Source organism: Proteiniphilum saccharofermentans, assembly GCF_900095135.1.
Lineage (GTDB): Bacteria > Bacteroidota > Bacteroidia > Bacteroidales > Dysgonomonadaceae > Proteiniphilum > Proteiniphilum saccharofermentans.
Genome location: NZ_LT605205.1, coordinates 3,192,406 through 3,217,538, shown reverse-complemented (window position 1 = coordinate 3,217,538; position 25,133 = coordinate 3,192,406). Strand labels below are relative to the sequence as shown.

At 43.8% G+C, this 25,133-nt stretch carries 20 protein-coding genes; 10 read left to right on the top strand and 10 right to left on the bottom strand.

Annotated features, from left to right (window positions below):
* Positions 1-15: 15 nt before the first annotated feature.
* The 5 genes from PSM36_RS12600 to PSM36_RS12580 all read left to right on the top strand — a co-directional run bounded on the left by PSM36_RS12600 (position 16) and on the right by PSM36_RS12580 (position 8,419).
* Complete coding sequence (locus PSM36_RS12600) at positions 16-759, top strand: DUF4292 domain-containing protein (protein WP_161947577.1); 744 nt, start codon at positions 16-18, stop codon at positions 757-759.
* Between the two features lie 108 nt (positions 760-867).
* On the top strand, positions 868-2,223 hold the full coding sequence (locus PSM36_RS12595; RefSeq protein ID WP_076931205.1) for a peptidoglycan DD-metalloendopeptidase family protein: 1,356 nt from the start codon (positions 868-870) through the stop codon (positions 2,221-2,223).
* A 61-nt stretch (positions 2,224-2,284) separates the two neighbouring features.
* Positions 2,285-3,565 carry a nucleoside permease gene (locus tag PSM36_RS12590; protein ID WP_076931204.1) on the top strand — a complete coding sequence of 427 codons (1,281 nt, stop codon included), beginning with the start codon at positions 2,285-2,287 and terminating at the stop codon, positions 3,563-3,565.
* Positions 3,566-3,940: 375 nt separating this feature from the next.
* Positions 3,941-6,847 (top strand): SusC/RagA family TonB-linked outer membrane protein, encoded by a 2,907-nt coding sequence (locus PSM36_RS12585; protein WP_232001563.1) that lies wholly within the window; start codon positions 3,941-3,943, stop codon positions 6,845-6,847.
* Positions 6,848-6,865: 18 nt separating this feature from the next.
* Positions 6,866-8,419, top strand: coding sequence for a RagB/SusD family nutrient uptake outer membrane protein (locus PSM36_RS12580; protein WP_076931201.1), 1,554 nt, complete (start codon positions 6,866-6,868; stop codon positions 8,417-8,419).
* Between the two features lie 120 nt (positions 8,420-8,539).
* On the opposite strand, the gene PSM36_RS12575 is transcribed toward PSM36_RS12580, so the two are convergent.
* The 9 genes from PSM36_RS12575 to PSM36_RS12535 all read right to left on the bottom strand — a co-directional run bounded on the left by PSM36_RS12575 (position 8,540) and on the right by PSM36_RS12535 (position 17,491).
* Positions 8,540-11,344 (bottom strand): M16 family metallopeptidase, encoded by a 2,805-nt coding sequence (locus tag PSM36_RS12575; protein WP_076931200.1) that lies wholly within the window; start codon positions 11,342-11,344, stop codon positions 8,540-8,542.
* Positions 11,345-11,459: 115 nt separating this feature from the next.
* A complete protein-coding gene (locus PSM36_RS12570) occupies positions 11,460-12,326 on the bottom strand; it encodes a nucleoside phosphorylase (protein WP_076931198.1) in 867 nt (288 codons plus the stop codon).
* A 25-nt stretch (positions 12,327-12,351) separates the two neighbouring features.
* Positions 12,352-13,338, bottom strand: coding sequence for a flotillin-like protein FloA (gene floA / locus PSM36_RS12565; RefSeq protein ID WP_019538011.1), 987 nt, complete (start codon positions 13,336-13,338; stop codon positions 12,352-12,354).
* Between the two features lie 20 nt (positions 13,339-13,358).
* Positions 13,359-13,874, bottom strand: a complete 516-nt coding sequence (locus tag PSM36_RS12560; protein ID WP_076931197.1) for an NfeD family protein — start codon at positions 13,872-13,874, stop codon at positions 13,359-13,361.
* A gap of 9 nt (positions 13,875-13,883) precedes the next feature.
* A complete protein-coding gene (locus tag PSM36_RS12555) occupies positions 13,884-15,305 on the bottom strand; it encodes a hypothetical protein (RefSeq protein ID WP_076932245.1) in 1,422 nt (473 codons plus the stop codon).
* Between the two features lie 68 nt (positions 15,306-15,373).
* Entirely contained in the window at positions 15,374-16,357 is a 984-nt protein-coding gene (locus PSM36_RS12550; protein ID WP_076931195.1) for a CPBP family intramembrane glutamic endopeptidase, read from the bottom strand.
* Positions 16,358-16,393: 36 nt separating this feature from the next.
* A complete protein-coding gene (locus PSM36_RS12545) occupies positions 16,394-16,600 on the bottom strand; it encodes a helix-turn-helix domain-containing protein (protein WP_019538007.1) in 207 nt (68 codons plus the stop codon).
* Positions 16,601-16,610: 10 nt separating this feature from the next.
* Positions 16,611-17,036, bottom strand: a complete 426-nt coding sequence (locus tag PSM36_RS12540) for a hypothetical protein (protein ID WP_076931194.1) — start codon at positions 17,034-17,036, stop codon at positions 16,611-16,613.
* Between the two features lie 11 nt (positions 17,037-17,047).
* Complete coding sequence (locus PSM36_RS12535) at positions 17,048-17,491, bottom strand: hypothetical protein (protein WP_076931193.1); 444 nt, start codon at positions 17,489-17,491, stop codon at positions 17,048-17,050.
* Positions 17,492-17,774: 283 nt separating this feature from the next.
* On the opposite strand from PSM36_RS12535, the gene guaA reads away from it, so the two are divergent.
* From guaA to PSM36_RS12520, 3 genes are all read left to right on the top strand, one after another.
* Positions 17,775-19,295: a glutamine-hydrolyzing GMP synthase gene (gene guaA, locus PSM36_RS12530; protein WP_076931191.1), complete on the top strand. Its 1,521-nt coding sequence runs from the start codon at positions 17,775-17,777 to the stop codon at positions 19,293-19,295.
* Between the two features lie 72 nt (positions 19,296-19,367).
* Positions 19,368-19,610 (top strand): hypothetical protein, encoded by a 243-nt coding sequence (locus tag PSM36_RS12525; protein WP_197684899.1) that lies wholly within the window; start codon positions 19,368-19,370, stop codon positions 19,608-19,610.
* On the top strand, positions 19,594-19,896 hold the full coding sequence (locus PSM36_RS12520; RefSeq protein WP_076931190.1) for a type II toxin-antitoxin system RelE/ParE family toxin: 303 nt from the start codon (positions 19,594-19,596) through the stop codon (positions 19,894-19,896). The genes PSM36_RS12525 and PSM36_RS12520 overlap by 17 nt, the downstream gene beginning before the upstream one ends.
* A gap of 68 nt (positions 19,897-19,964) precedes the next feature.
* Here PSM36_RS12520 and PSM36_RS12515 read toward each other — a convergent pair whose 3' ends face one another.
* Positions 19,965-22,025, bottom strand: coding sequence for an HD family phosphohydrolase (locus tag PSM36_RS12515; protein WP_076931189.1), 2,061 nt, complete (start codon positions 22,023-22,025; stop codon positions 19,965-19,967).
* A 365-nt stretch (positions 22,026-22,390) separates the two neighbouring features.
* Here PSM36_RS12515 and PSM36_RS17630 point away from each other — a divergent pair, with 365 nt between their 5' ends.
* Complete coding sequence (locus tag PSM36_RS17630; RefSeq protein WP_197684898.1) at positions 22,391-23,815, top strand: DUF5672 family protein; 1,425 nt, start codon at positions 22,391-22,393, stop codon at positions 23,813-23,815.
* Positions 23,816-23,888: 73 nt separating this feature from the next.
* On the top strand, positions 23,889-25,133 hold the full coding sequence (locus PSM36_RS12505; protein WP_076931187.1) for a glycosyltransferase family 4 protein: 1,245 nt from the start codon (positions 23,889-23,891) through the stop codon (positions 25,131-25,133).

Genomic DNA, 25,133 nt, shown 5'->3' with positions numbered 1-25,133 from the left:
TATTCTACTTCTCCCGTGGTGAGCAAAGCTCACCATGAACTTTTCAGTGATATTATAGCGAGTGAATTTCCTTATCGTACTCTTTTAGCCAGGCTCAATATGGGAATGACTTCCGGTACAAAATCATATAGCTCCAGGGCTAATCTGCGGATTGTGAAGGACGAAGCCCTTCAGATCTCTATACAGCCGCTTTTCGGTGTGGAGATGTTCCGGATCTACATTAACCCGGATACGTTGTTTTTACTCGACAGGATGAATAAACGGTATGTGTTGGAATCGTTCTCCACGTTAAAGGAACTCTATCCTGTTGGATTCGACTATTATACGATGCAGTCGTTGTTTACCAATGCGCTTTTTGTATCCGGAAAAGGGAAAGTTGATGCCGATGATTACACTCTTTTCACTTATAATCGTGCCTCCGATCAGAATTATCATATTACTGCCCAAGACGGCAATTCCGGTATCGACTATTCGTTTACTGTCAATGGAGATGACCGGATCACCTTTGCCCATCTGATGCAGTCGGAGAAAAAACATTACATGCAGTGGGAATATCATAATTTTATGATGTTAAACAATGTGCCATTTCCACATAAGATGAATGTGACGCTCTCTTCTGCATCACGGAAAACCAATGCGGAGTTGATCTTTTCCGATGTAGTTACCGATACCCCGTTAGAGTTGGAACTGAATGTACCGTCGAACTATACGAAAACGTCTATCGATGAGGTACTGAAAGTTCTCTCTCCGAAGAAGTGATAAAAAGTGAATAGTGAAAAATTAAATGGATGATTTGAAATCCCGAATATCTTAAATAGTCGACTTTTCATTTTTAGTTTTTCACTTTTAGTTTAAACGATTAATCGTATGAAGAAATTTGTATTCTTACTACTTTTCCACGCCGTCGCTCTCCTTCTGTTGTCGCAAACACAGCAGATCGAGAATTTGCAGCGGCAACAGCAGGCATTGATGGAAGAGATAAGAAGTACGAATAAACTTTATCTTGATGTTAAAAAGCAGACTACAACAATCTTGGACAGGATTAACCTTATCAACAACCAGATATCGGCCCGCAAAAAATTGATAGATGTACAGAGCCGGGAGATAGAAGCGTTGCGGAAGGAGGAGGTGCGTCTCGAAAGTGAGATATCCCGACTAAATAAAGAGCTGAAAAAGAAGCAGGAATATTACGCCGATGCGATGAAAGGGATGCTGAACCATAAGTTCAGCCAGAATAAACTGCTTTTTATCTTATCAGGTAAATCGGTAGGGGAATCGTTACGGAGAATGCAATATTTGCGTGAATATTCCAAATGGCAGAAAACACAGGCTGAAGAAATAAAGAAGCAGCATGCTGAAATAAAGGAAAAACAGGGATTACTGGCTAAAGCCAAGGCTGATAGAGAAAAAGCATTGGCCTCGTTACAGGAGGAACAGAAACGGTTACAGGGAGAAGAGAAAACACGTCAGTCGGAGATGGCGACTGTCAAGGGACAGGAGCGGGAATTGCAGAGGACACTTCGGGAAAAACAGCAACGGGCTGACCAGTTAAATGCCCAGATTGAGAGACTTATCGCTGAAGAGGTGGCACGGCTGGAACGTGAGGCGGAGGCCAGGAGAAAAGCGGAAGAGGCTGAACGGCGGAGAAAAGCGGAAGAGAAGCTGGCTGAAGATCGGCGAAGGGGTGAGAGCCGTGAGGAGACCGGGCGTGAGACCCCCGAGAAAACAGAAGAGCGTGCCTCCGGTGCTGCGCCGGGACCCAGAATTGAGGCCGGCAGGAGTACAGCATCGGCCGAGACCTTTAATCTCTCGAAAGATTTTGCTGCCAACAGGGGTAAACTGCCTATGCCGGTTACCGGTACAGCAGCCATTGTGGGTAATTTCGGTGCCAAAAAACATAATGAATGGAATGTTACTACCAATAGTAATGGGGTTGATATTCAGGCTGAAAGAGGTGCTAATATCCGTAGCGTATTCGATGGGGAAGTTTCGAAAGTATTCTCCTTCCCCGGTTCCAATACCTGTGTGATTGTACGTCATGGTGATTACTATACATTCTATGCCAATATATACGACTTGTTTGTAAAGCAGGGAGACAAAGTGAAAACCGGACAGTCATTAGGGCGGATCTTTACTGATCCGGATACAGGTGTCTCCACGATGCATTTCCAGTTGTGGCAAAAGACAAACAAGCTCAATCCGGCACCGTGGCTTAGCAGGTAATCAATTGAACGTCAGATTGGTAATAGCCTAATATCAATAAATAATAATTGAAATAAAACATATGTCGCTGAGAATCAGACTAATTATCATGAATTTCCTCCAGTTCGCAATATGGGGGGCCTATCTTACTTCCATGTCCCGTTATTTGGGACCTGCCGGACTGGGATCGCACATCGGTATTTTTTACTCCGTACAAGGGATAGTATCCATTTTTATGCCTGCCATTATGGGGATTGTGGCCGACAGGTGGGTGCCTGCGCAAAAATTGCTGGGAATAAGCCATCTGGTTGCTGCTTCCTTCATGCTGTCTGCCGGCCTATATGGATTATATAGTGGAACGGAAGTCTCATTCTCCACTATTTTTGGCCTTTATGCATTGAGTGTAGCTTTTTATATGCCCACATTGGCCCTGTCCAATTCGGTAGCTTATACTATTCTTGAAAAGGGTGGAATGGATACGGTAAAGGCTTTCCCGCCTATACGTGTATTTGGTACGATAGGTTTTATCTGTACTATGTGGCTTGTGGATATACTGGGATACCAGACTTCTTCGATGCAGTTTGTGGTGAGTGCCGTATTGGGCTTTATGCTTGGGATTTATGCGTTCACATTGCCCAATTGCCCTGTGTCAACGGCGACAGGTAGTAAGACCCTGTTTCAGGCGCTTGGGTTGGATGCCTTCAAACTCTTTAAAATAAGAAAGATGGCGATCTTTTTTATTTTTTCGATGCTGTTGGGTGTCGCCTTGCAAATTACTAACGGATTTGCCAACCCATTCATCGCCAGTTTTGAAGCTTATCCGGAGTATGCCGGTACTTTTGGCGTAAAGCATTCAAATATACTGATATCCCTTTCCCAGATATCGGAAGCGCTTTGTATCCTGTTGATCCCTTTCTTTTTGAAACGTTATGGCATCAAGAATGTGATGTTAATGGCCATGTTTGCTTGGGTATTACGCTTTGGTTTTTTCGGTTTGGGAAATCCCGGCAGCGGTGTATGGTTGCTGGTATTCTCCATGTTGGTATACGGCGTGGCTTTCGACTTCTTCAATGTTTCAGGATCGCTGTTTGTGGATAAGGAGACGCCGCATAACATCCGTGCCAGTGCACAGGGAATGTTTATGTTGATGACCAATGGGATTGGTGCCACAATCGGTACGTTGTGGGCACAATCGGTGGTAAACCGCTTCTGTTCCTGGACTGACGTAACGGTAGGAACTGCCACCAAATCGCTTTTGGTGGGCGATTGGCAGAGCGTCTGGTTTATCTTTGCCGGTTATGCCCTTGTAGTTACCATTCTGTTTGCCATCCTCTTTAGATATAAGCATGTGCCGGATAAATAAATGAGAAACTAAACAACTGAAGATATATAAAACAGGAGGAAACACCAGAGTTTCTTCCTGTTTTTATATAGGGCTACTTTAAAGTATCATCAGTTTTAATTGTTAAATATATGTTATTTCTGTAAATTTTATTCTATTTTCATTGTTTTATTATTTAAATTCCCTTATATTTGCTTTTGTTAAATGTGTGAAAGTTTTTTCTTTCATTTGTGTAGTAATGTGATAACATGAAATGGACTTTTATAATATAGTCTAATGATGCCTTTTTCCGGTTACTTTTCCGGAATTGCTATGATGAATTGATACGCTTTAATCTAACTAATAAACTAAACCAATTGTATGAAAAAAAGAATGCTTTATCTATTGAAAGGGGCAATGTTGATTGCTATATGGACATTGTCTCTACATCTGTTTGCACAGAATCTTACGGTAAGTGGTACGGTGAAAGATACTGCAGGAGACTTGCTTATCGGTGTGACCGTGCAGGTACAGGGTACTTCCATTGGTACTGTGACTGATGCTGATGGACGCTTTGTACTACAGAATGTCCCATCTTCGTCTTCATTGGAAATATCTTATGTCGGTATGCAAACGGTAGTTATGCCGGTTGACGGCCGCACAAACCTTGATATTGTTTTAAGGGAAGATACTGAAATACTGGATGAACTGGTAGTTATCGGGTATGGCACACAACGTCGTCGTGAAATTACCGGTTCGGTAACGAATGTCTCTGCTGAGAACTTCAATAAAGGAGTTGCCCGCGATGCTGCCGACTTGTTGCAGGGAAAGGTGGCAGGCTTAAATATCACTACACCTTCAGGAGATGTGACGGTTGGTTCGCGTATCCGTCTGCGCGGAGTTTCCACGCTGCAGAATGACCAGGGGCCTTTCGTGGTGATCGACGGTATCCCGGGTGGTGACCTGCAGACGGTAGCGCCTCAGGATATTGAGTCGATTTCTGTATTGAAAGATGCTTCTTCGGCAGCGATTTATGGTTCCCGTTCTGCCGGCGGAGTTATTCTGATCACTACAAAAAGAGGATCGGGTGTTCGTACCATGGTGTCATATGATGGTTATATGGCTGTATCCACGTTAGCGAACAAACCGGATCTGTTGACTGCTGACCAGTGGCGGGCGTATGCCAGAGAAACAGAAAGAGATGCTTCTGAATTTGACAGGTATAATGCCAATACCGATTGGTTCGATGAAATTACCCATGCGGGCATTACACAGAACCATGGAGTGTCATTGTCGGGTGGTGGTTCAACCAATAACTACCGTGCTTCTTTCAACTATCTGAACAGGGAAGGAGTTGTGCGGGACAATGATCTGGAACGTTTCAATTTCCGTTTCCAGTTACAACAAAGAGCCATTAACGACCGGCTTCGGATCGGGTTGACCGGTTCCGCGACCATGGGTGAATGGAATGAAGCGAATAAGTATAATTTTGTATTGGCCTACAATATGTTACCGGTGTATCCGGTGAAACTGGACAACGGGGAATGGTTCGACAGTCGTGATTATGACCAGGGAAATCCGGTTCGTAACCAGACATATAACCAGGATGTAAGGAAAAATATACATTTTTACGGTGCAGGGGATCTCTCTTTTACTATTTTTGATGGATTAGATATCAAAACTACTTTATATAAAGATCGTCACACGGAAGAGAGAAGCCAGTATCTTCATTCCGAGACCCAGGCCGGCCGTAATGACGGGGGGTATGCGCTCCGCGAAAATAAAATATGGGATAAGACCTTGATGGAGTGGACCCTGGATTATACTACTACTTTCGGTGCTTCCGACAGGCATAGGCTTAATGCCCTTGCCGGTTATTCCTGGGAAGAGAATGAATATTCGTTCCTGAAAGCTGCGAACAGAAACTTCACCACTGACCTGTTAGGTGCAAATAATCTCGAATCGGGACAAGGATTGAGACCCAACGATGTGGGATCGGCGAAGAATATGAGCCGGCTTATCTCTTTCTTTGCCCGTGCTCACTATGCTTATGATGAACGTTATATGATAACAGCCACCTTGCGCCGTGACGGTTCGTCGAAGTTTGGTGCAAACCATAAATGGGGTATATTCCCTTCCGTATCGGCAGCATGGGGTATCTCCCAGGAGTCATTCATGGAAAATGTGAATTGGCTCAACGACCTGAAATTCCGGGTAGGGTATGGTGTTACCGGTAATCAGGCAGGACTTGATCCTTATAAAACATTACAGTTGTACGGAACCAGTGGTACCTATTACGATAACGGAGCCTGGCTGACCGCCTATAAGATCAGCCAGAACGCCAATCCCAATCTGAAATGGGAGGAAACAGCCATGTTCAATATCGGGCTGGACTTCTTTATCTTCAATGAGCGGATAAACGGTACGATTGAATGGTATGACAAGCGTACCAAAGATATGCTGTATACCTATCGTGTGCCGACTCCGCCTTATCTGCATTCGGATATGATGGCGAATGTGGGTGATATGAAGAACACAGGTGTGGAACTGGCCCTGAATATTGAGGCCATCCGTACCCGGGACTTCAATTGGAATACATCGCTCACTTTGGCCCATAACAGGAATGAGATCACCAGAATGTCTAATGATGTGTATACTACCAGCCGTATTATGGTAGGCGATGCGTGGGTACGCGGCGGTTCCGGAAGGACTACCCATGTGATTGAAGAAGGATATCCGGTAGGACAGTTCTACGGCCCGAAATATGTGGGAATATCCGATGATGGAAAATATATTTTCCTGAACAAGGAAGGGCAAGAGGTGAATTCCGTTACGGCGGAAGACTACACTTATATCGGCTCTGCACAGCCGGACCTGACGTATGGATGGAACAACCAGTTTAATTTTAAGTCATGGGACCTCTCCTTTTTCTTTAGGGGAACACTCGGAAACAAGGTTTTGAATATGGGACGAATGACATATGGCCATCCGGGATATCTTATCGGCGCAAACGCGCTGAATGATCCCCTGATCTATCAATTGAAGGTGGTTCCCGAGTACTCCTCATTATATGTTGAGGATGCTTCTCATTTGCGTCTCGACAATTTTGCTCTGGGATATACTTTCAATACCAACGGCGTGAATTGGTTGGATCGGGCCAGGGTGTATGTGACGGGGCAGAATCTCTTTGTTCTCACCAATTATAAAGGTCTGGATCCCGAAGTGGATGAAAACAGGAATAACGGTCTGGCCCCGGGTGTGGAAGACCGTGAATACTATCCCAAAGCACGGACATTTTCAGTTGGAATCAGCCTCACTTTCTAATATTAAAATCAGACGAATATGAAACGAATAAGAAAAATACAATTGTCAATCATATCGGTAGTATTGGTTCTTACAGGAGGTATATCTTCCTGTACCAATCTCGATGAAACAGTATATGACACGATTCCCGCGGATCAATTCGGAAAGAAACCGGCGGAAATCAACGCGATCATTGCCCCTATCTATAAGACACTGAAAGGTGTCTGGCCGGGCGAAATCTTCCTGCTCTCGGAACAAACCGGGGACATGGCCATCACACCTACCCGCGTGGGCGGTGACTGGTGGGACGGCGGCGTCCACATGGAGATGAAACTGCATACGTGGCAGGCCCGTAACGGGCAGATCTCAACCGCCTGGAATAACTGTACCTCAGGAATTACTACCTGTAACCAGATATTTGCCACCATTGAGGATTCTGAAATGGACGAGGATCTGAAGGAGCGTACGCTGGCAGAGATCCGGGGCATTCGCGCTTTCTGGTACTACATATTGATTGACTATTTTGGCAATGCTCCCCTGGTGGCGGATTATGAAAGTACCGAACTGCCGGGACTCTCTTCGCGTCAGGTACTCTACGATTTCGTCATCGACGAACTGAATGAGATAAAGGATGTATTGCGTGACGACGTGACCAGTGAAAGCTATGGTAAATTTACACAGGGCGTTGCCTACACGTTGCTGGCCAAGATGTATCTCAATGCGGAAGTCTGGACCGGAACGCCTAACTGGCAGGGTGTGATAGACGCGTGCGACAAGGTGATGTCCCTCGATTATATCATTGAACCGAACTGGAAGACCAATTTTGAGGTGAACAACCAGGTGTCGAATGAAATCATTCTTCCGATTGCTTTCGGTAAAGCCGACGGTGGTAATCACATGCACTATCGTACGCTCCACTACCTCGATCCGATTGCTTTGGGTATGAATATAGGTACCTGGAACGGAGTGAGTGCACAGCCCGATTATGTGAAACAGTTCGATGATGCCGACCAGCGAAAACTGGGTTCATTCCTCATCGGTCCGATGATTGACCCGGCAACCGGGAAGGTATTAGTTACTGCCCACAGCCGTGACCTTATCCATACTATCGATTTCAATATCATCCCCGGTACGATAAGGGAAGGCATGTGGGGCGAGGTGAATCAGGAAGAAGGAGCCCGCGTGAATAAATGGGTGTTTGAAAAAGGTCTTTCCAATTCCGATCAGGAAAATGATTTTGCCATCTTCCGCCTTGCCGATGTCTACCTGATGAAGGCGGAAGCGTTGCTCCGTCTCAACCGGGACAATGCCGAAGCTACCCGCCTGATCAATGTCATCCGTGAAAGAGGATTTGGGAATGCCGATCATAATTATGAATCTGTTACACTGGACGACTTGTATCTGGAACGTCGCCTGGAATTGGCATGGGAAAATTGTAACCGGCAGGATATGATCCGTTTCGGTAATTTCCTCGAACCGGGTTATCTGCGTCCCGGAAGATCCTCCGAGCATCTTCTGCTTTTCCCCATACCCGAATCGGCATGGCAGACGAATAACAAATTGGTGCAGAACCCCGGTTATCCGCCGTTCTGACAAATACGAAAGCGTTTTTTGACACGAAAGAGAATCGCGGAGTAATAATATAAAAAACAGGAGGAAGTCTCATCGGCTTTCCTCCTGTTTTTTTAGTATGATAATCCTATGGATATATGATCATTCCGTTATTTTCGGCATCATCACTATTGTTTTCAGGTTACCCTGATCGAGCAGTGCTTTGGCGAAACTCCGAAGATCATCCTTTGTGATGGCATTTACAGTTTCAATATATTGAGTGTGATTATCTTCGCCGTAAAAATATTTGTTGTCGAGGATATTCAGCCAGTAACTGTTCTCTTTCAGATTTTCGTTGTAACTCTTGTTCATATACTCTTTTACCTTGGCAAAATCGCTATCACGCGGGCCATCTGCCGCAAATTCCTTCAGTACGTTTAAGACAATTTGATTGAGATGTTTCATTCTCTCCGGATCAGTGTCGAACATGATCTGTAAGATGGTTTGCCCCTCCGGATAACGGGAGATAGAACCTCCTGCGTATACGCCGTAAGTACCTCCTTCCTCTTCACGCACTTTCTCAGTGTAGATGATATCGAGGATCTGATCGAACATACTCATCAGTATCCGGTTCTTCATGTCCCGGGTTGTTTTTCCCGTTATTGTGTTGAATACCGAAGCTTTGGGATTTTGCATCTCCCGTTGGAAAATATTTTCGAAGCTTCCTTCCCGGAAATTCATGGGTATTTTTGCAAATTCACCTTTCTCGGCCTTGCCCGGTAATGAAGCCAGATACTGTTCTACTACGGGACGAACCTTCTCCTCATCGATGTTACCCACGAATGTGAACACAAAACTGCCGGGATTGGAGAACCGTTCAGCATACATCTCCATGATACGGTTGTAATTGACCTTTTTCAAATCATCGGCCTTTATTCTTTTTGTCAATGGATTATCGCCATATAAAGCGCTCGACACAGAGTCGCTGAAAGCTACCATCGGTTCGGCTTCCTGGTTTTTCAACTGGGTCTCCATGCGTTGGATAAATGATTGGAAGGCATCGTTATCCTGTCGTGGAGCAGTGAAATAGAGGTAAACCAATTGTAGCATAGTTTCGAAATCCCTGATGGAAGAAGAACCGTTGAAATCCTGTGTGGTGAGGCTGATACCCGGATGCGCGGATGCTGTCTTTCCAGCCAGTACTTTGGGTAGATCGGTTGCGCTGAAATTACCCACTCCTCCCAGTGTAGCCACATTACTCATCAGCCTGCTGTTAACCGGATCCTGTGCCCCATAATGGGAGTATCCGCCGGCACTTGTACCGGTCATTACGATCTGGTCGTCCTTGAAATCGGTATTTTTCAGGATCACCTTCATCCCGTTTTCCAATGTCCACACCGTAGCATCCATCGCCTCATCCTTTTCTGCTTTTATGATCTTACCGGGAGTGGGAGGCGTAGCCACCAACGGCTCATCAATCACCTCTTCTGCATAAGGCTCGATAGTTTCAGCCTGTACCGACGCCAGTACGTTAAGCAATGCGTCTTCACCAGGATATACCAATCCTTCTTTGTCAGGACCGGTAACAGCAATAACTATGTTTTCATCACCAATCAACTGTTGAATGGTTTGGTTGATTGCTTCTACCGGAATATTGGGTGCTACCGCCTGCAGAAATTGATATTCGAATTCAATACCCGGAATAGGTTCTCCGTCGGTAAACGCACGTACATATTCCTGTGAATAGGAAGAGTTCCTCTGCTTATCTCGGTTGTTATACGCATCTTCATATCCTTTGAGGATGTTGGTGCGTGCTACCTCATATTCCGATGCGGTGAATCCGTGCTGTTTTACTCTTTCCGTCTCACGTACCATGGCTGCCAGTGCACTCTCTATTTTGTCTTCCGCACTTCCTGCCACCACGGTCCAGGCAGCTTTTGTCTTGGCCACAAAATAATCATCGTCATACGCAAATGCGGAAGTGAAAGGTGCATCGGGTTTCTGTATGATTTCGGCAAACCGCTGGTTCATCATAGCAGCAGCGGCATTTAATATATATTCTGTGATATACCCCATCTGGGTATTCCTAAACTCGTCAGGCATCGTATCGTGCTTGTAAAACAGCATTATCTGTGTATTACGGGCTTCCTTGTCGGTAGCAATGGCTACGATGGGATCCTTATTATCAGGAACAGGATAGTATTCCCGTTCTGCCCTTTCTTCATCGAGTCGGATGGGCGAGAACAGTTCCTTTATCTTTTGCTCCATCTCATCCACATCGATATCACCCACAACGATGATCCCCTGCAAGTCGGGACGATACCATTTATGGTAGTAGGCTCTGATCTCTTCCGGTTTAAAATTATTGATCACATCGATGCTTCCGATAGGCATGCGGTTGGCATATTTGCTGTCGGGATACATTTTCGGGAGTAACTGATCCCACAACCTTTGCTGTGCTCCGCCACGGGTGCGCCACTCTTCCCGGATCACACCCCGTTCGTTTTCGAGCTCTTCCTCTTCAAGGGCAATGGCGTTCGACCAGTCATGAAGCACAAGAAGAGCCGAGTCTACCAGGTTTTTATTGGTTGTCGGGATATTGGATATATAATAAACCGTTTCATCGAAAGAGGTATAGGCGTTGATGTTAGTGCCGAACTTAATTCCATTGTCCTGCAGATAGTTCAGCATACTTTTTCCGGGGAAATTGGTCGTCCCGTTAAATGCCATATGCTCCAGGAAGTGAGCCAGACCGGCCTGATTATCTTCCTCCTGCATGGATCCCACTTTCTGTGCAATGTAGAAATCGGCCCTGTTTTCGGGAAGGTTATTTTGCCGGATATAATAGGTGAGTCCGTTTTCAAGTTTTCCGGTCCTCACCTTCGGATCTACAGGGAGAGGAGGGTTTTGCTGTGCATAGGCAACCAAAGTAGCTGCAAGAAGCAATAATGTGAATAGTTTTCTCATATTATAAGTTATAAGTTATGAATTATGAAGGATGAGAAGCAAATCCTGAATTGCAAATCGATGTAGTCAATTAACAATCGGCGTAAGCCAAATTTTTGAATCTTGAATTTTGAATCTAAATCCTGTCCAGTACTATTTGCAAAAGATCTTCTATGGAGCCTTTATAGTCGGCATTCGACTTCAGGGCCACACGGTTAGCAATTATAGTGCAGACAGTCATTGCCTTATGTCCCATCAACTTCCCTAATCCCGCGACAGCAGAACTTTCCATTTCGTAATTGGTGATAGAATGCTCCCCGAAACGGAACGACTCAATTTTAGCATTCAGGTTGGGATCGGCCAACGGCAGTCGTACATGCCTTCCCTGGGGGCCGTAAAAACCGATGGCGGAGATGGTAACCCCACGGATCATATCGTGACCTATACGGTCGACAAGTTCTTCGTCGGCACTCACCACGTAGGGAGAACAGTGGTACGGTGACCATCCCACCTCTCTTTGGAAAGCCTCTTCGAAATCCTTTTCGCGGATCGATTCGGAACCGGCATAATAATGGATAAGGCCATCGAATCCGATTGATTTTTCCGATACCACGTATGAACCTACAGGGCAATGCGGCTGCATACCTCCTGATGTGCCTACCCGCACCATTGTTAGTTGTTTGAGTTCCTCTTTGACCAATCGTGTGTTGAAATCGATATTTGCCAATGCATCCAGCTCCGTAAGTACTATATCAATATTGTCCGTGCCGATGCCGTGCGAGAGCGCAGTAATCCGTTTCCCTTTATACGTTCCGGTGACGGTATGGAATTCGCGGCTGCGTACATCGCATTCAATGCTGTCAAAAAATGAGGCTGTCATCGTTACACGATCAGGATCTCCCATCATTACAATCTTGTCCGAAAGGTGCTCCGGTCGGATATGAAGATGAAAGGCACTTCCGTCGGAGTTGATGATCAATTCCGATTCAGGTATGATTCTCATAATATGTATTGTCTGTGATAATTATTTATTTTTTATTTCCGCCGCCCTGCGGTTTGGCAATAGAATCCCTCATATCCGTATCAGCCTTGATATTTTCCATCCGGTAATAGTCCATAATACCGAGATTTCCGTTACGGAATGCTTCGGCCATGGCGATCGGAACTTCTGCTTCAGCTTCAATCACTTTGGCGCGTGCTTCCTGGGCTTTGGCCTTCATCTCCTGCTCTAAGGCGATAGCCATGGCCCGCCGTTCCTCAGCGCGTGCCTGTGCAATATTCTTGTCGGCCTGTGCCTGATCCATCTGTAATACAGCACCGATATTTTTACCTATATCGATGTCGGCGATATCGATAGAGAGAATTTCAAATGCTGTTCCTGCATCCAATCCCTTTTTCAATACCAGCTTGGAGATTGAATCAGGGTTTTCGAGTACCGATTTGTGCGATACTGCCGAACCGATGGAGGAGACGATCCCTTCCCCTACACGGGCAAGAATAGTTTCTTCACCGGCACCACCCACTAATCGTTTGATATTGGCACGTACCGTCACCCGGGCCTTGGCGATCAACTGGATACCATCAATAGCTACGGCAGAAACGGGAGGTGTATCGATCACTTTCGGGTTCACAGACATCCTGACGGCTTCCAGTACATCGCGACCGGCCAGGTCAATGGCCGTGGCCATCTGAAAAGTAAGGTCGATATTTGCTTTGGAAGCGGATACCAATGCATGCACTACCTTTTCTACGTGTCCCCCGGCAAGATAGTGCGCTTCCAGGTTATCGCGGGTAACCATCTTCAGTCCGGCCTTGTGGGCCTCAATCATCGCGTAAACGATGGTGTGGGGCGGTACGCGGCGCAGGCGCATCAGGAAGAGTTGCACGAGCGAGATGCGTACTCCTGCCGATAATGCATTTATCCACAGGAAAAAGGGAACGTAATGAAAGAATATCAATAAAAAGATGATGATTACGGCAATCGTAATAATCAGTGGGAATGATAAAACTGTCATAATAAATTTGTTTTGATGTTTTATATTAAATTATTTTTTGTCTCCTCTCCGGGTAAAACAGTTTCTTTTTTCTTTACCAGTACATTGTAGGTTTCCACCTTTACCACTTCTATTTCAGTGTCTTCGTCAAGAAACTCCCCGTCGAATGATTTACCTTCTACTTCCACATCGTTGATCAATACCTGCCCGATGGGATTCAACCGGGAAAGCGTTACGCCACTGTCGCCAATGCCAATTTTCTGCAAATAGGAGGTATCCACTTTCCCTTCGATGTTTGTATCTAAAGAGATTTTTCGTAATGACTTTGATTTCAGCAGCCAGAAAAAACTTCCGCCAAGCAGTACGGCTGTTCCTGCGAGTGTAATATTCCCTACGGTACTACCCTGAAAGATATAGGCATATATTATTCCTCCTATCAGGAAAATAGCACCGGCAATACCTGCAATACTGATCCCGGGGAGCAGGAAGATCTCAATGAGCATGAACACTACTCCCAACAGGATCACGGCGATGATGATGATCAGATCGAATGTCATATACGGTTACTATTGATTAAACTGAGTGCGTATTTCTTCATTTCTTGCTTGCATTTTGAGTCTTTCCATTTCCCGGAAAATAGATTCGCTTTCTTTTTCCAGGCTGAGGATCGATGCTGCAAGAGCGTCGCTTATTGCTCCACCGGCATACTGGTCTCTTTTTTGTGAGAGTTCTTCATTCAGTGCCTGTAACTGTTTTTCATAACCCAACGCCTGAGAAAAGAGCGACCTTGCATGATCATTCCTGAAATCCGACAGGGTATGGTAAGTCGTCCGGTCATTGATCACAAATGTAAAATCACCTGCTGTTTCTTGCCTTGAGACTGTCTTTTGCTGTGCCAGTGAACGAAGCGGTCCATAGTCTGCGCCTTCCTTCCATGTGTCGGCAATGGAAGAGATCCGTGCTCTTCGTGCCAGATAACCGGCATCCTCACTTTCGACCAGTTGCACCTGTGGGTTCGGGATAAAGGTATATATACATACCGAGTCGGCCGGTTGAAACCGGTCGGATGCGAACCACCCGATGCCTTTCTCTTCATCAATCGCTAACATGTAATCATTAAAAGGCGAATTGAAGGGCATATTCAACTGGTTGGGATTGAGATATGAGTCCGAAGCAAGATTATAGCGGGTGACGAACAGATCATATCCTCCGAAGGAAGATTCATCTGTAGAGGCAAAATAGAGAGTCATCCCGTCACTCAATACGAATGGAAATGCCTGGCTACCCTCTTTATTGATGGTTCCCGGCAATCTCTTCTCATTTCCAAAGGTATCAAGCAATTTGTCCATAGTATAGAGATTGGTGCCGGTTGCCGCATCACCTTCGGAATAGTATACTTTGTCCTGTCGCTCGTTCATGTAGAGTGTTTCATCTGTCATTGAACGGCCGGAGAAGAATTCCTGCACCGGCATTAATGAACCTGATGAGGCGCTCAGGTTATAAGCCGACAGGAAATCGGACTTCAAGACCACCAGGCTATCAATGATCTGAATGTCTTCTGTCCGATTTACCGCTCTTTGCAGCCTTTCAGCGTTTGCCCGCTTCTGATCCAGTATCTCCAATGCCTCGTTATCTCTGCGTTTGGCCTGTTGGTATTTGTCGAACTCTTTTTCGGCATCTTCGAAACGGTACAATTTAGCGTAGAGCTCGCCCAAATAGAGGTAAGCATCCGGAATTCTACGTCCTGAGGCGAATTCGAGATATTTCTGTGCTTCTGTTATTTTTCCGGTTTCGTAGAGACTAGCACCCAGCCATTGGTTGACAGAGGGGTTATTGGGATTATTGAGATATTCTGCCTGAAAAACGGGCAACGCTTCGGCATAACGGCCTTCCAGATACCAGCTCTTGGCATCGTCAAGCGTTTGCCCTTTTGCATAAAGACAAAAAAATAGTAGAATATAGATAGAAAAAAAGCGATTTCGTTTCATACAGCGTAACAAACTAATCCTCAAAGATAATAATTTGTTTCGTTTTTGTCCCAATTAAGGATAAGAATTTAGTGTCCTACGCTTTGTTCAACTGTCTCAACCGTAACAGATGGAGCAGGAGGTGGCACAGCTACAACTTTCCTGTTCATAATTTTGAAATCCCACTTGTATATACGTTGCAGGATTACAACTGCCAAGATGCTTGCTATTGAAATGGAGATAAGGCTTGCAACGGGATCGAGATCGTGCAGCAGGAACAGTGCATCGGTCTGTAATGCCGATGCTTCGTGTGTGACAAGTACAGCGGTGAGCGCATTATTGATGAAATGGATGCCGAGGGCCAGTTCAATACCGTCATCGAGAATGGAAATAAGTCCCAGCATCAGCCCCATAATGAGATATTGCGGCATAGAGAGCCAAAAGCCATACTCTTTTACTTCAGGATTAACGATGTGCATCAAGGCAAATAATACGGATGGGATGATCAGTGCCCACCATCGGCTTTTAGTCCATCGTGCCACACCTTGTGCCAGATAACCGCGGAACAGCAGTTCTTCTATACTTGTCTGGAACGGCAGTACCAGAAGAATGATCAGTAGTAGCGGAAGAAAAGTGCCGGCGTTGAACCGGAACTCATACTCGCCCGGTGAAGAGGTCAGCAAGCTGATGGCAGTATCTGCCAGAATGATAATCCCCCAGACGATAATTCCCATCCGGACGCGGTTCCAACGTATCTGCTTCCGGCCGTTGATGGTCTCACGGACCGTACGCCCATGCAACGGCTTCACCAGTACTGTAAACAGAAAATACATAATGACGAAAGTGAGCATCATCACCAACAGGAAAAGATTAGACGAAATGCCGTAGTCAGATGGGTTTTGCATAGCAGCCGAGAAGTCGCTGATATTTCCTCCGTTGGATAGGATGACAGGGAGTAGCAGGAGGAGCAGAGGTATAGCTGCCATTTGTGCTGCCACCATAACAATTACGGCCATTAAAATGTACCGGCCGATACCATTCTTGCCTTGTAAGGCACGTTCTAAGTGTTTCATTTGTGTATGTTTTAAAAGATTATTCTTTCGCTAAAATTATTCATCTCTCCACTCCATAATATCCCCCGGCTGGCAGTTCAACTCTTTGCATATGGCTTCCAGCGTGCTGAAACGGATTGCCTTGGCTTTCCCCGTCTTCAGTATCGAAAGATTGGCCGGAGTGATTCCCACCCGTTCCGATAACTCGTTCAGGGAGATTTTCTTTTTGGCCATTTCAACATCTAAGTTTATAATAATAGGCATAAGTCTTTTTCTAAACAGTTAATTCTTGTTCTTCCTGCATTTTTATACCGATCTTAAAAATATAGGACACAAAAACAAGTGTTCCGCCAAGAATAGCAAGAATGCGTGCCCCTGAAGGTCGATCACCTGTAAAGTAACTAAAAAGTATGTCAGATAAAAGTCCCAGTAAAAGGATGATAAAACCAAAATAGCGGAAGGTTATCTCATTTCTGCGAATAAAAACGCCTTTCTTTTTTATATTTTGTAAAATTGTAACATAAAAGGCAATAAGAAATACCGACCCAAGTATAAAAACACTCTGGGGAATAAGATTGTTTGTAGAATTTTCAGATACATTGGTGAGTAAAAAAGGATAATCCAATATATCTTTGAGAATGAATACTCCCAATAAAAATCCGATTAGGTTGCTAATCCTTTTGTAATGCTTTATTTCCATATCTGTCTTGATTAAATAGTGAGTTCCTGTTCTTCTTTTAACTTTCTTGAAATGCTGAATATCAACGAGAAAAATATAAAGGAGAACCCTGCCAGAATCAATAAAATACTTGTAGGGTTTGAAAACGTACTAATGGGTAAAAATTTGATCAAAAGGGAAGAGATGCAGCCAAGCGCAATAATGATACATCCGAAGATCATCAGAAGTAATTCGTTTGCTTTGGTAAAAACGATTGCTTTTGCAGCCCGATTGGCCAGGATAAAAAATACAATACAATTGCATATTATTCCCCAGGCCTGTATTCCCCGGACGAGAAAATGCCATATAAATGTGTCAGTACTGTCTTTTCCCATTTCGTAGGATAATGTAAATATGCTCGTAAGCTCCCATACTCCAATAATGGCGGTGATGACGCTGATGACGTAGCAGATGTGTATTAAAGATTTAGTTTTCATATTTTTTTGCCTTTACTGTTCATTACCTTGTGCTGTTAGGAAAGTTTTATTCTGCAAATATACTGCAATGTTTTAATATAACAATAAAAAAATATCGAAAAACAATAAAAATATTTCTTTTATCGATAATATTTTATTGAATATTTAGTGATATGTGTTCTTGTGGACTTTTGTGAGGTGTTATTTTGCCGTTTTTCCATGCTCTTTTCTTATCTTTGCATCCTGAAAACTTCTATTTTTGAATTGACGCCCCTCTGTCGGCGTTCCAACCCGGTTATACGATATGCACGAAAAAATTATCATCCTCGATTTCGGTTCGCAAACTACGCAGCTGATAGGTCGCCGCGTGAGAGAATTGAACACCTACTGCGAAATAGTGCCTTACAATAAATTCCCTTTCGGGGATGACTCGGTAAAGGGAGTGATCCTTTCCGGGAGTCCTTTCTCGGTGAATGACACCGAAGCTTTCAAAACCGATTTAAATGAGATTCGCGACCAATACCCTGTATTGGGTATTTGCTACGGTGCGCAATTAATGGCGCAATCGGCTGGAGGAGCTGTGGAGAAGAGTGATAGCCGTGAGTACGGGCGTGCCCGTTTACGCGTTACAGATAAAAATGATCCTTTGCTGGGATTCATTATTCAGGAGAATCAGGTATGGATGTCGCACGGAGATACAATTGTTCGTATACCGGACAGCTTCCGGGTGATTGCCTCAACCGATGACGTCGCTTTGGCCGCTTACAGGGTAGATAATGAAAAAACCTGGGGAGTGCAGTTTCATCCCGAGGTGTTTCACACGGAACGCGGAACGGAAATATTGGATAATTTTCTCGCTGTTTGCGGCGTGAAGAAGGACTGGACACCTGCCTCATTCATTGAAACCACCGTACAGGAATTAAAAGAGCAGTTGGGTGACGACAAAGTGATCCTAGCCCTTTCGGGAGGTGTGGATTCGTCGGTCACGGCAGTGTTGCTCAACAAAGCCATTGGCAGGAATCTTACCTGTATTTTTGTGGATCACGGCCTGTTACGTAAGAATGAGTTCGAGACCGTATTGGAGAATTACGAACATCTGGGACTGAACGTAATCGGAGTAGATGCAAAAACCTATTTCTACAAAGAACTGGAAGGCGTGACTGACCCGGAGCGTAAACGTAAGATTATAGGGAAAGGATTTATCGATGTGTTTGATAGGGAAGCCCATAAACTGGAAGATATCAAATGGTTGGCACAGGGTACCATCTATCCCGATATCATCGAGTCGCTCTCTATTACCGGTGTTACCATTAAAAGTCACCATAACGTAGGGGGATTACCTGAGAAGATGCACCTGAAATTGTGTGAACCATTGAAGCTTTTGTTCAAGGATGAAGTGCGCAAGATAGGGTTAGAATTGGGTATGCAGCCTCACCTGATCCATCGCCATCCGTTTCCCGGACCGGGATTGGGCATCCGTATCCTGGGAGATATTACCCCTGAAAAGGTACGGATTGCACAGGATGCGGATGATATATTTATTTCGAACCTCCGTACGGCCGGATTGTATGATAAAGTGTGGCAGGCAGGGGCTATCTTGTTGCCGGTGCAGTCGGTCGGTGTGATGGGGGATGAGCGCACCTATGAAAATACGGTCGCATTGCGAGCCGTGACATCGACAGATGCTATGACGGCCGATTGGGCACATCTGCCTTACGAATTTCTGGCGAAAGTATCGAATGAGATCATTAACAAGGTGAAAGGTGTCAACCGCGTTGTGTACGATATTTCATCGAAACCTCCTGCCACCATCGAGTGGGAATAATTCTTTTTCTTTTTGGGAATTTCGGATAAAAACCCTATTTTTTGGGAATAATAATACAAATAACGAGGAGTTATGATGACAACTGATATCGAAATGTTGGATGAGAAGCTTGCATTGATCCAATGGATCTCAACCGTTGATGATTTTTCTGTTATCGAAAGAATTAAAAAAATCAGAGAGGAAGAAACAGAAGATTGGTGGAATTCTATCTCTGTGGAAGAGAAAGAATCTATTGAGAAGGGGATAATTGATGCCGACAATGGAAATGTAGTACAGCACTCGGAAGTCCGAAAACTCTATGAAAAGTGGTTATAAGATCCGTTGGACGAAACATGCTTTGAATGAACTGGGACAAACCATCCGGTATCTCGAAAAAAATTTCTCTGAGAAAGAGATAAAAAGACTTGTACAAAGAATCGAGTCTACTACCGAAGTAATTGCCCGTAATCCTAAATTATATCCTAAATCTGAAAAAAAAGATATTCGGAGGGCGGTAGTTTTGAAATATAACACACTTTATTACAGGATTAAACAGGATACCGTAGAAATACTTTCTTTTTTCTCAAACAGGCAAAATCCGAGAAAAAGAAAAATGCGTTGAATCCACGGTATATGATGTGTAAACAAAGCAGATTTATTTTCTGATTTGCAATGAATGTTATGTCTTAATTATTGCGGCCGTTTTAATTCAGGATAGGCAATACGTGAATGGTACATCGTGGCTAGTTTTTCTACAAAAACATCTTTCACTGTCTGTATATCCTTGAAAGTGATAGGAGCAGATTTGAAATAACCCTCAGCCACTTGGGCGTCGATAATTTTGTCGACCAGATTACGAAGTGACTCTTCCGTATATTCGGGAAGGCTGCGCGACGAGGCTTCCACCGCATCGGCCATCATCATAATGGCAGTCTCTTTCGAGAACGGATTGGGACCCGGGTAGCGGAAATCTGCCTCATTGGTTTCTTTGCCGGGATTGGCATTTTTCCAGGAGATGTAAAAAAACTTAGGCATACTTGTCCCGTGATGGGTCTCGATGAAATCGATGATCTGCTGAGGGACATTATGTTTCTGTGCAATCTTCAGCCCGTCTTTCACATGATTGATTATAATACGTGCGCTTTCCTCGTAGGGGAGTCCTGCATGCGGATTCATGCCCGGTGCCTGATTTTCCGTGAAAAAAGCAGGATTAGCCATTTTCCCAATGTCGTGATATAACGCCCCTGTCCTTATCAGGGAGGCATTTGCTCCCAATTTTGCCGCTGCCGCCATGGCCAGGTTGGATACTTGTAATGAGTGCTGGAACGTGCCCGGCGCTTTTTCAGAAAGTTCTTTCAGCAGTGGTTTATTAATATTGGAAAGTTCTACTAATGAGACACCGGAAATAAATCCGAAGGATCTTTCCACCAGATAAACCAGTGAATAGGAGAACATGATAAAGATAAAGTTGATAAGGAAATAGACCAGTACCACCCAGTTGATTTCATTCACATTGCCTTCCTGATACAGTTCAAGACCTGTATACACCACAATGTAGGTGAGCAGGATAAAGAAAGAACTTTTGATTAGTTGCGAACGTTCCGACAACTCTTTCAACATAAATATGGATACCATGGCTACCGCGATCTGGATGACGATGAATTCGAAAGGAAACGGTACCATAAGTGAACTCATAATGATGGTAGTGAGACTGGCAAACAATGCCGTACGTGAGTCTATGAAAGTACGGATAAGGATGGTGACGATGGCGTAAGGGACGATGTAAATGCTGAAAAGTTCGAACCTGACGGTAATAGCTGTAAGTAATACAAAGAAAGCTATCAGCAACACCATAAAAACCACATGTTTCCGGTTGCGGTATTCTGCCGGTCGGAAATAGAGCAGGTAAGTATAGAATGAACCAAACATGAACAATATGAGCATGAACTGCCCCAGTAGCATCCAGTTGTTTCTGGTAGTGCCGCCGCTTTGTTCCTCGGTTACCCGCTTCAGGGACGAGAGTATATTATATGTCTGTGGACCGACAATCTCACCCTGATCAATGATACGTTGCCCTCTTTGTACCATGCCGTGGCTTATATCCACCTGTTGAATAAATTCATTCTGGGCCTTCTCTGATGTAATTGCATCATATAATACGTTTTCGTGGATATATTCATTGATATTGGCAGCTTTGAGGATATCGGCATCAATACTGGAGGGGACATCATTCAGTACCTTCTCATAAGCGGAACGAATAGTAAAAAAAGTTTCCACTTTTCTGGACTCTGCCACATTACCCTTTTTTAACCGTAATGCCTGCGTATGTGATTGGTAGATACGATCATAATCTTCCGAACGCATAATGCCGTTATCAAATACCTCATTTAATTTGTTTCGGACATAGAGTTTATATTCGGGTGCAAGTTCGGCTAGCCTGGCTTTCAGGTTTGCATCCGCGTCAAATTCGGCGAGAGCACTCTTCTGGATCTCCTCATCAACCACAAAATAAGGCTCATAATATTCCAGGATACTATCCTGTTCTGCTTTCAGTTGGGCTGCCGGTTTGTATACAGGAAAATCGAACGGGGCAGTGAGCAGTCCGTATTGCCATGGCCTGCCTTCGTTGAAATTATATTTAAAACTTCCCTGACGGGGGAAAAAATAGGTAGTGAAAAGTACGGCAATAATAAAGACCAACGGGACGAATATTTTTGTCTTGATTCTTATTCTCTTTTTTTTCGTTTGCATAGTCTTTTATGTATGGTATTTCTATTTTTAGAGAACATCTGACCTCAATGAATTGTTTTTATACGAAGAGTATATATTAAAAGAAAAAAGTGAACTCATTGAAGTTAATCTTTGTTCGCTGCAGCAAAGTTAAGGTAAATTTAGTTGTTTTGAAATAGTCCGCTATGGAGTCAGATAAAATGTTTCTGTAGATGAATTAAAAAAGCTACTTTTGCAGCAAAAAAGTACGTTTAAATATAATTCCCTAGAAAAGAGGCTTTCCTCACGTTGAAGTTATGCCCGTTAAAAAAGAATGTATAGTCCTTTTCCCGATTTATAAATCGTTAGAGGTTAATGATAGAACAGTAATAAGTAAGGCAATAGAGATGACACAGGGCATAGACAAGGTTTTTGTCATGCCTGAGAATTTTGTGATCGATGAGAGTTTTTCCGGTTTTGCCGATATACCTGTTGAACGGTTTCCGGATTATTTCTTTACCAGTATTTCGGGATATAACCGACTGATGCTTGATGTGGATTTTTATAGACGGTTCAGCGGTTACAAATATATGTTGATACACCAGACGGATGCGTTTTTGTTTAAACCCGATCTTCAATACTGGTGCAGTAAAAACTATGACTATATCGGGGCGCCGTGGCTTGCACCCCGTAAAATTAAAAAAGCAGAACTTTATGCATTTGTGCTTGCCGTATGCCCTTGGATATACTCGGACTCTAAAAGAAGATCGGTGAAGCTTTATAATAATATCGGGAACGGAGGTCTGTCGTTGCGCAAAATCGGTACCTTCATAAAAATACTTGAATCTGCCAAAGTGCAAATGATTTTGAATACCTATTTGGAAAAACAGGTATCCGGCACATTGTACAATGAAGATATTTTCTGGAGCTTTGAAGGTCGCCGGTTATATAAAAAGTTCAATAAGCCGGACTGGCGCGAAGCTATGTATTTTTCCACAGAATTGCACCCTTCGTTTGCATATAACCTAATGCATAAGCAGCTGCCGTTTGGGTGTCATGCGCCATTCGTCTATGAGCCTGAATTCTGGAAAGATCATATCCCATTCGTTCAGATCCGTATGAAAAGACAACCGTTTATCAGTATTATTTGCGTTGTATACAATGCCTCTTCCTGCATATCTGGGTGTATCGATAGTATTATCGAACAACGGTGTGTAAACGACATCGAACTGATCATAATTGACGGAAACAGTACCGACGGAACTCAGGATATACTTGAAAAGTATGGAGACAGGATAACATTCTGGAAAAGTGAACCCGATAAGGGAATATATGATGCTATGAATAAAGCGCTGGATCACGTTCGTGGTAAGTGGATTTATTTCATTGGTGCTGACGACAGACTCTTGCCCGATTTCTCTTCCTTTGTGGAGAACGAATTAAAAGACCAGCATAAGATTTATTATGCCAATGTTTTATGGAAAGGAATTAAATCAAGAGGTTTTGTTTCGGATTACGAACAGGCTAAAGGAGGTATTTTTCATCAGGCGATTATTTATCCGGCAAGTGTTTTTAAAAAATATAGATACAATACCGAATATAAAGTATCGGCAGATTATGCTCTTAATATGCAATTGCATCGCGACAAATCTTATGAGTTTGAATATCGGGATTACATTATAGCCTACTTTAATGATACGGGAGTATCGTCATATGGTGAGGATAAAGCATTCCTGCGGGATAAAAGAAAACTTATCATGGAAAATTTTGGGATTGTAGTGCGTTTCCGGTATAATTTCAGGATTATAAAACATAAATTGAGGAAAAAATAAGTTCGATAATATTTCATCCAGATAATCAAGTGATTGAAACTGACAGGTGGATTATATGAGCCGCAAACATATTATGGATAAAATAGCAATAATCGTACAGCGATATGGTAGAGAGATCAACGGAGGAGCAGAAGTGCATGCACGGTTGCTGGCAGAACGTTTGAAAGAGAAGTATGACGTGGATGTCCTGACCTCCTGCTCTTTGGCTTATCCTGCATGGGATAATCATTATCCTGCAGGCGAGGAGATGATGAATGGTGTACGGGTATTGCGGTTTAAAGATGAAGGTGCAAACCGTAAAAAGACCCGCCGGTTAGGACGTTATCTCCGTGGAAACTGGAAGTATTACCATAGAGGATATACGATAAATAATTTCATTACCCTTTCTATTAGGCGTATATGGTACAGAAGAAAAAAAAATCATGGCCGGGTCTTTGATCGTTGGATTGTGAATCATGGTCCTGTTTGTAAAGAAATGATAACATATCTGGAACAGGAGAAGAATCAGTATAAGGCATTTATTTATTTTAATTACCCGTTCTATCCTACTTATTTCGGGTTGCAACACACATCCGGCAAAAGTATTCTTATCCCATTGGCACATGATGAGCCGATGCTTTATCTTTCAGGCTTCGAAAAGATGTTCTCTCTACCGGGATTCATCATGTATAACACAGAAAGTGAGAGGCTCCTGCTTGAATCAGCTCATCCCGTTACGCGAACAATCAGGTCTGACCTTGCAGGTGTCGGTTTTGATCTGCCTGTATTGGATGAAAACAGTGAACCCCCAATCAGTTTTCCTTATTTTGTGTATATCGGACGTATAGATGTTGGTAAAGGGTGTTTGGAATTGATGAACTATTTTTCTATGATGAATAGATCGCAACATAGAAATATAAAACTGGTAATGATTGGGAAGAACCATCTGAAAACCTTTGTGAAGGATGATAATATTATTTTTACCGGATTTATCGGAGAGGAGGAAAAACTGTTATACCTTCAGCATTGTGCGGGTTTAATTATCTCTTCACGACACGAAAGCCTGTCGATGGTTACCCTGGAAGCAATGTCCTTTGGTAAACCGGTTTTGGCGAATGGTTATTGCGATGTGTTGAAGCGACACATAGAGAAGAGCCAGGCTGGGTTCCTCTATTATGACGTGAAAGATTTTAGCGTACAGGTTGATAAGATACTGAATCTTTCCGATAACGGCAAGCAGGTTATTGCACGAAATGGCATGCAGTACGCCGAAAAAAATTATCGATGGGAACGTATCATTGAAAAGTTTGATATTGCAATTGACTATGTGGGGGCGTAA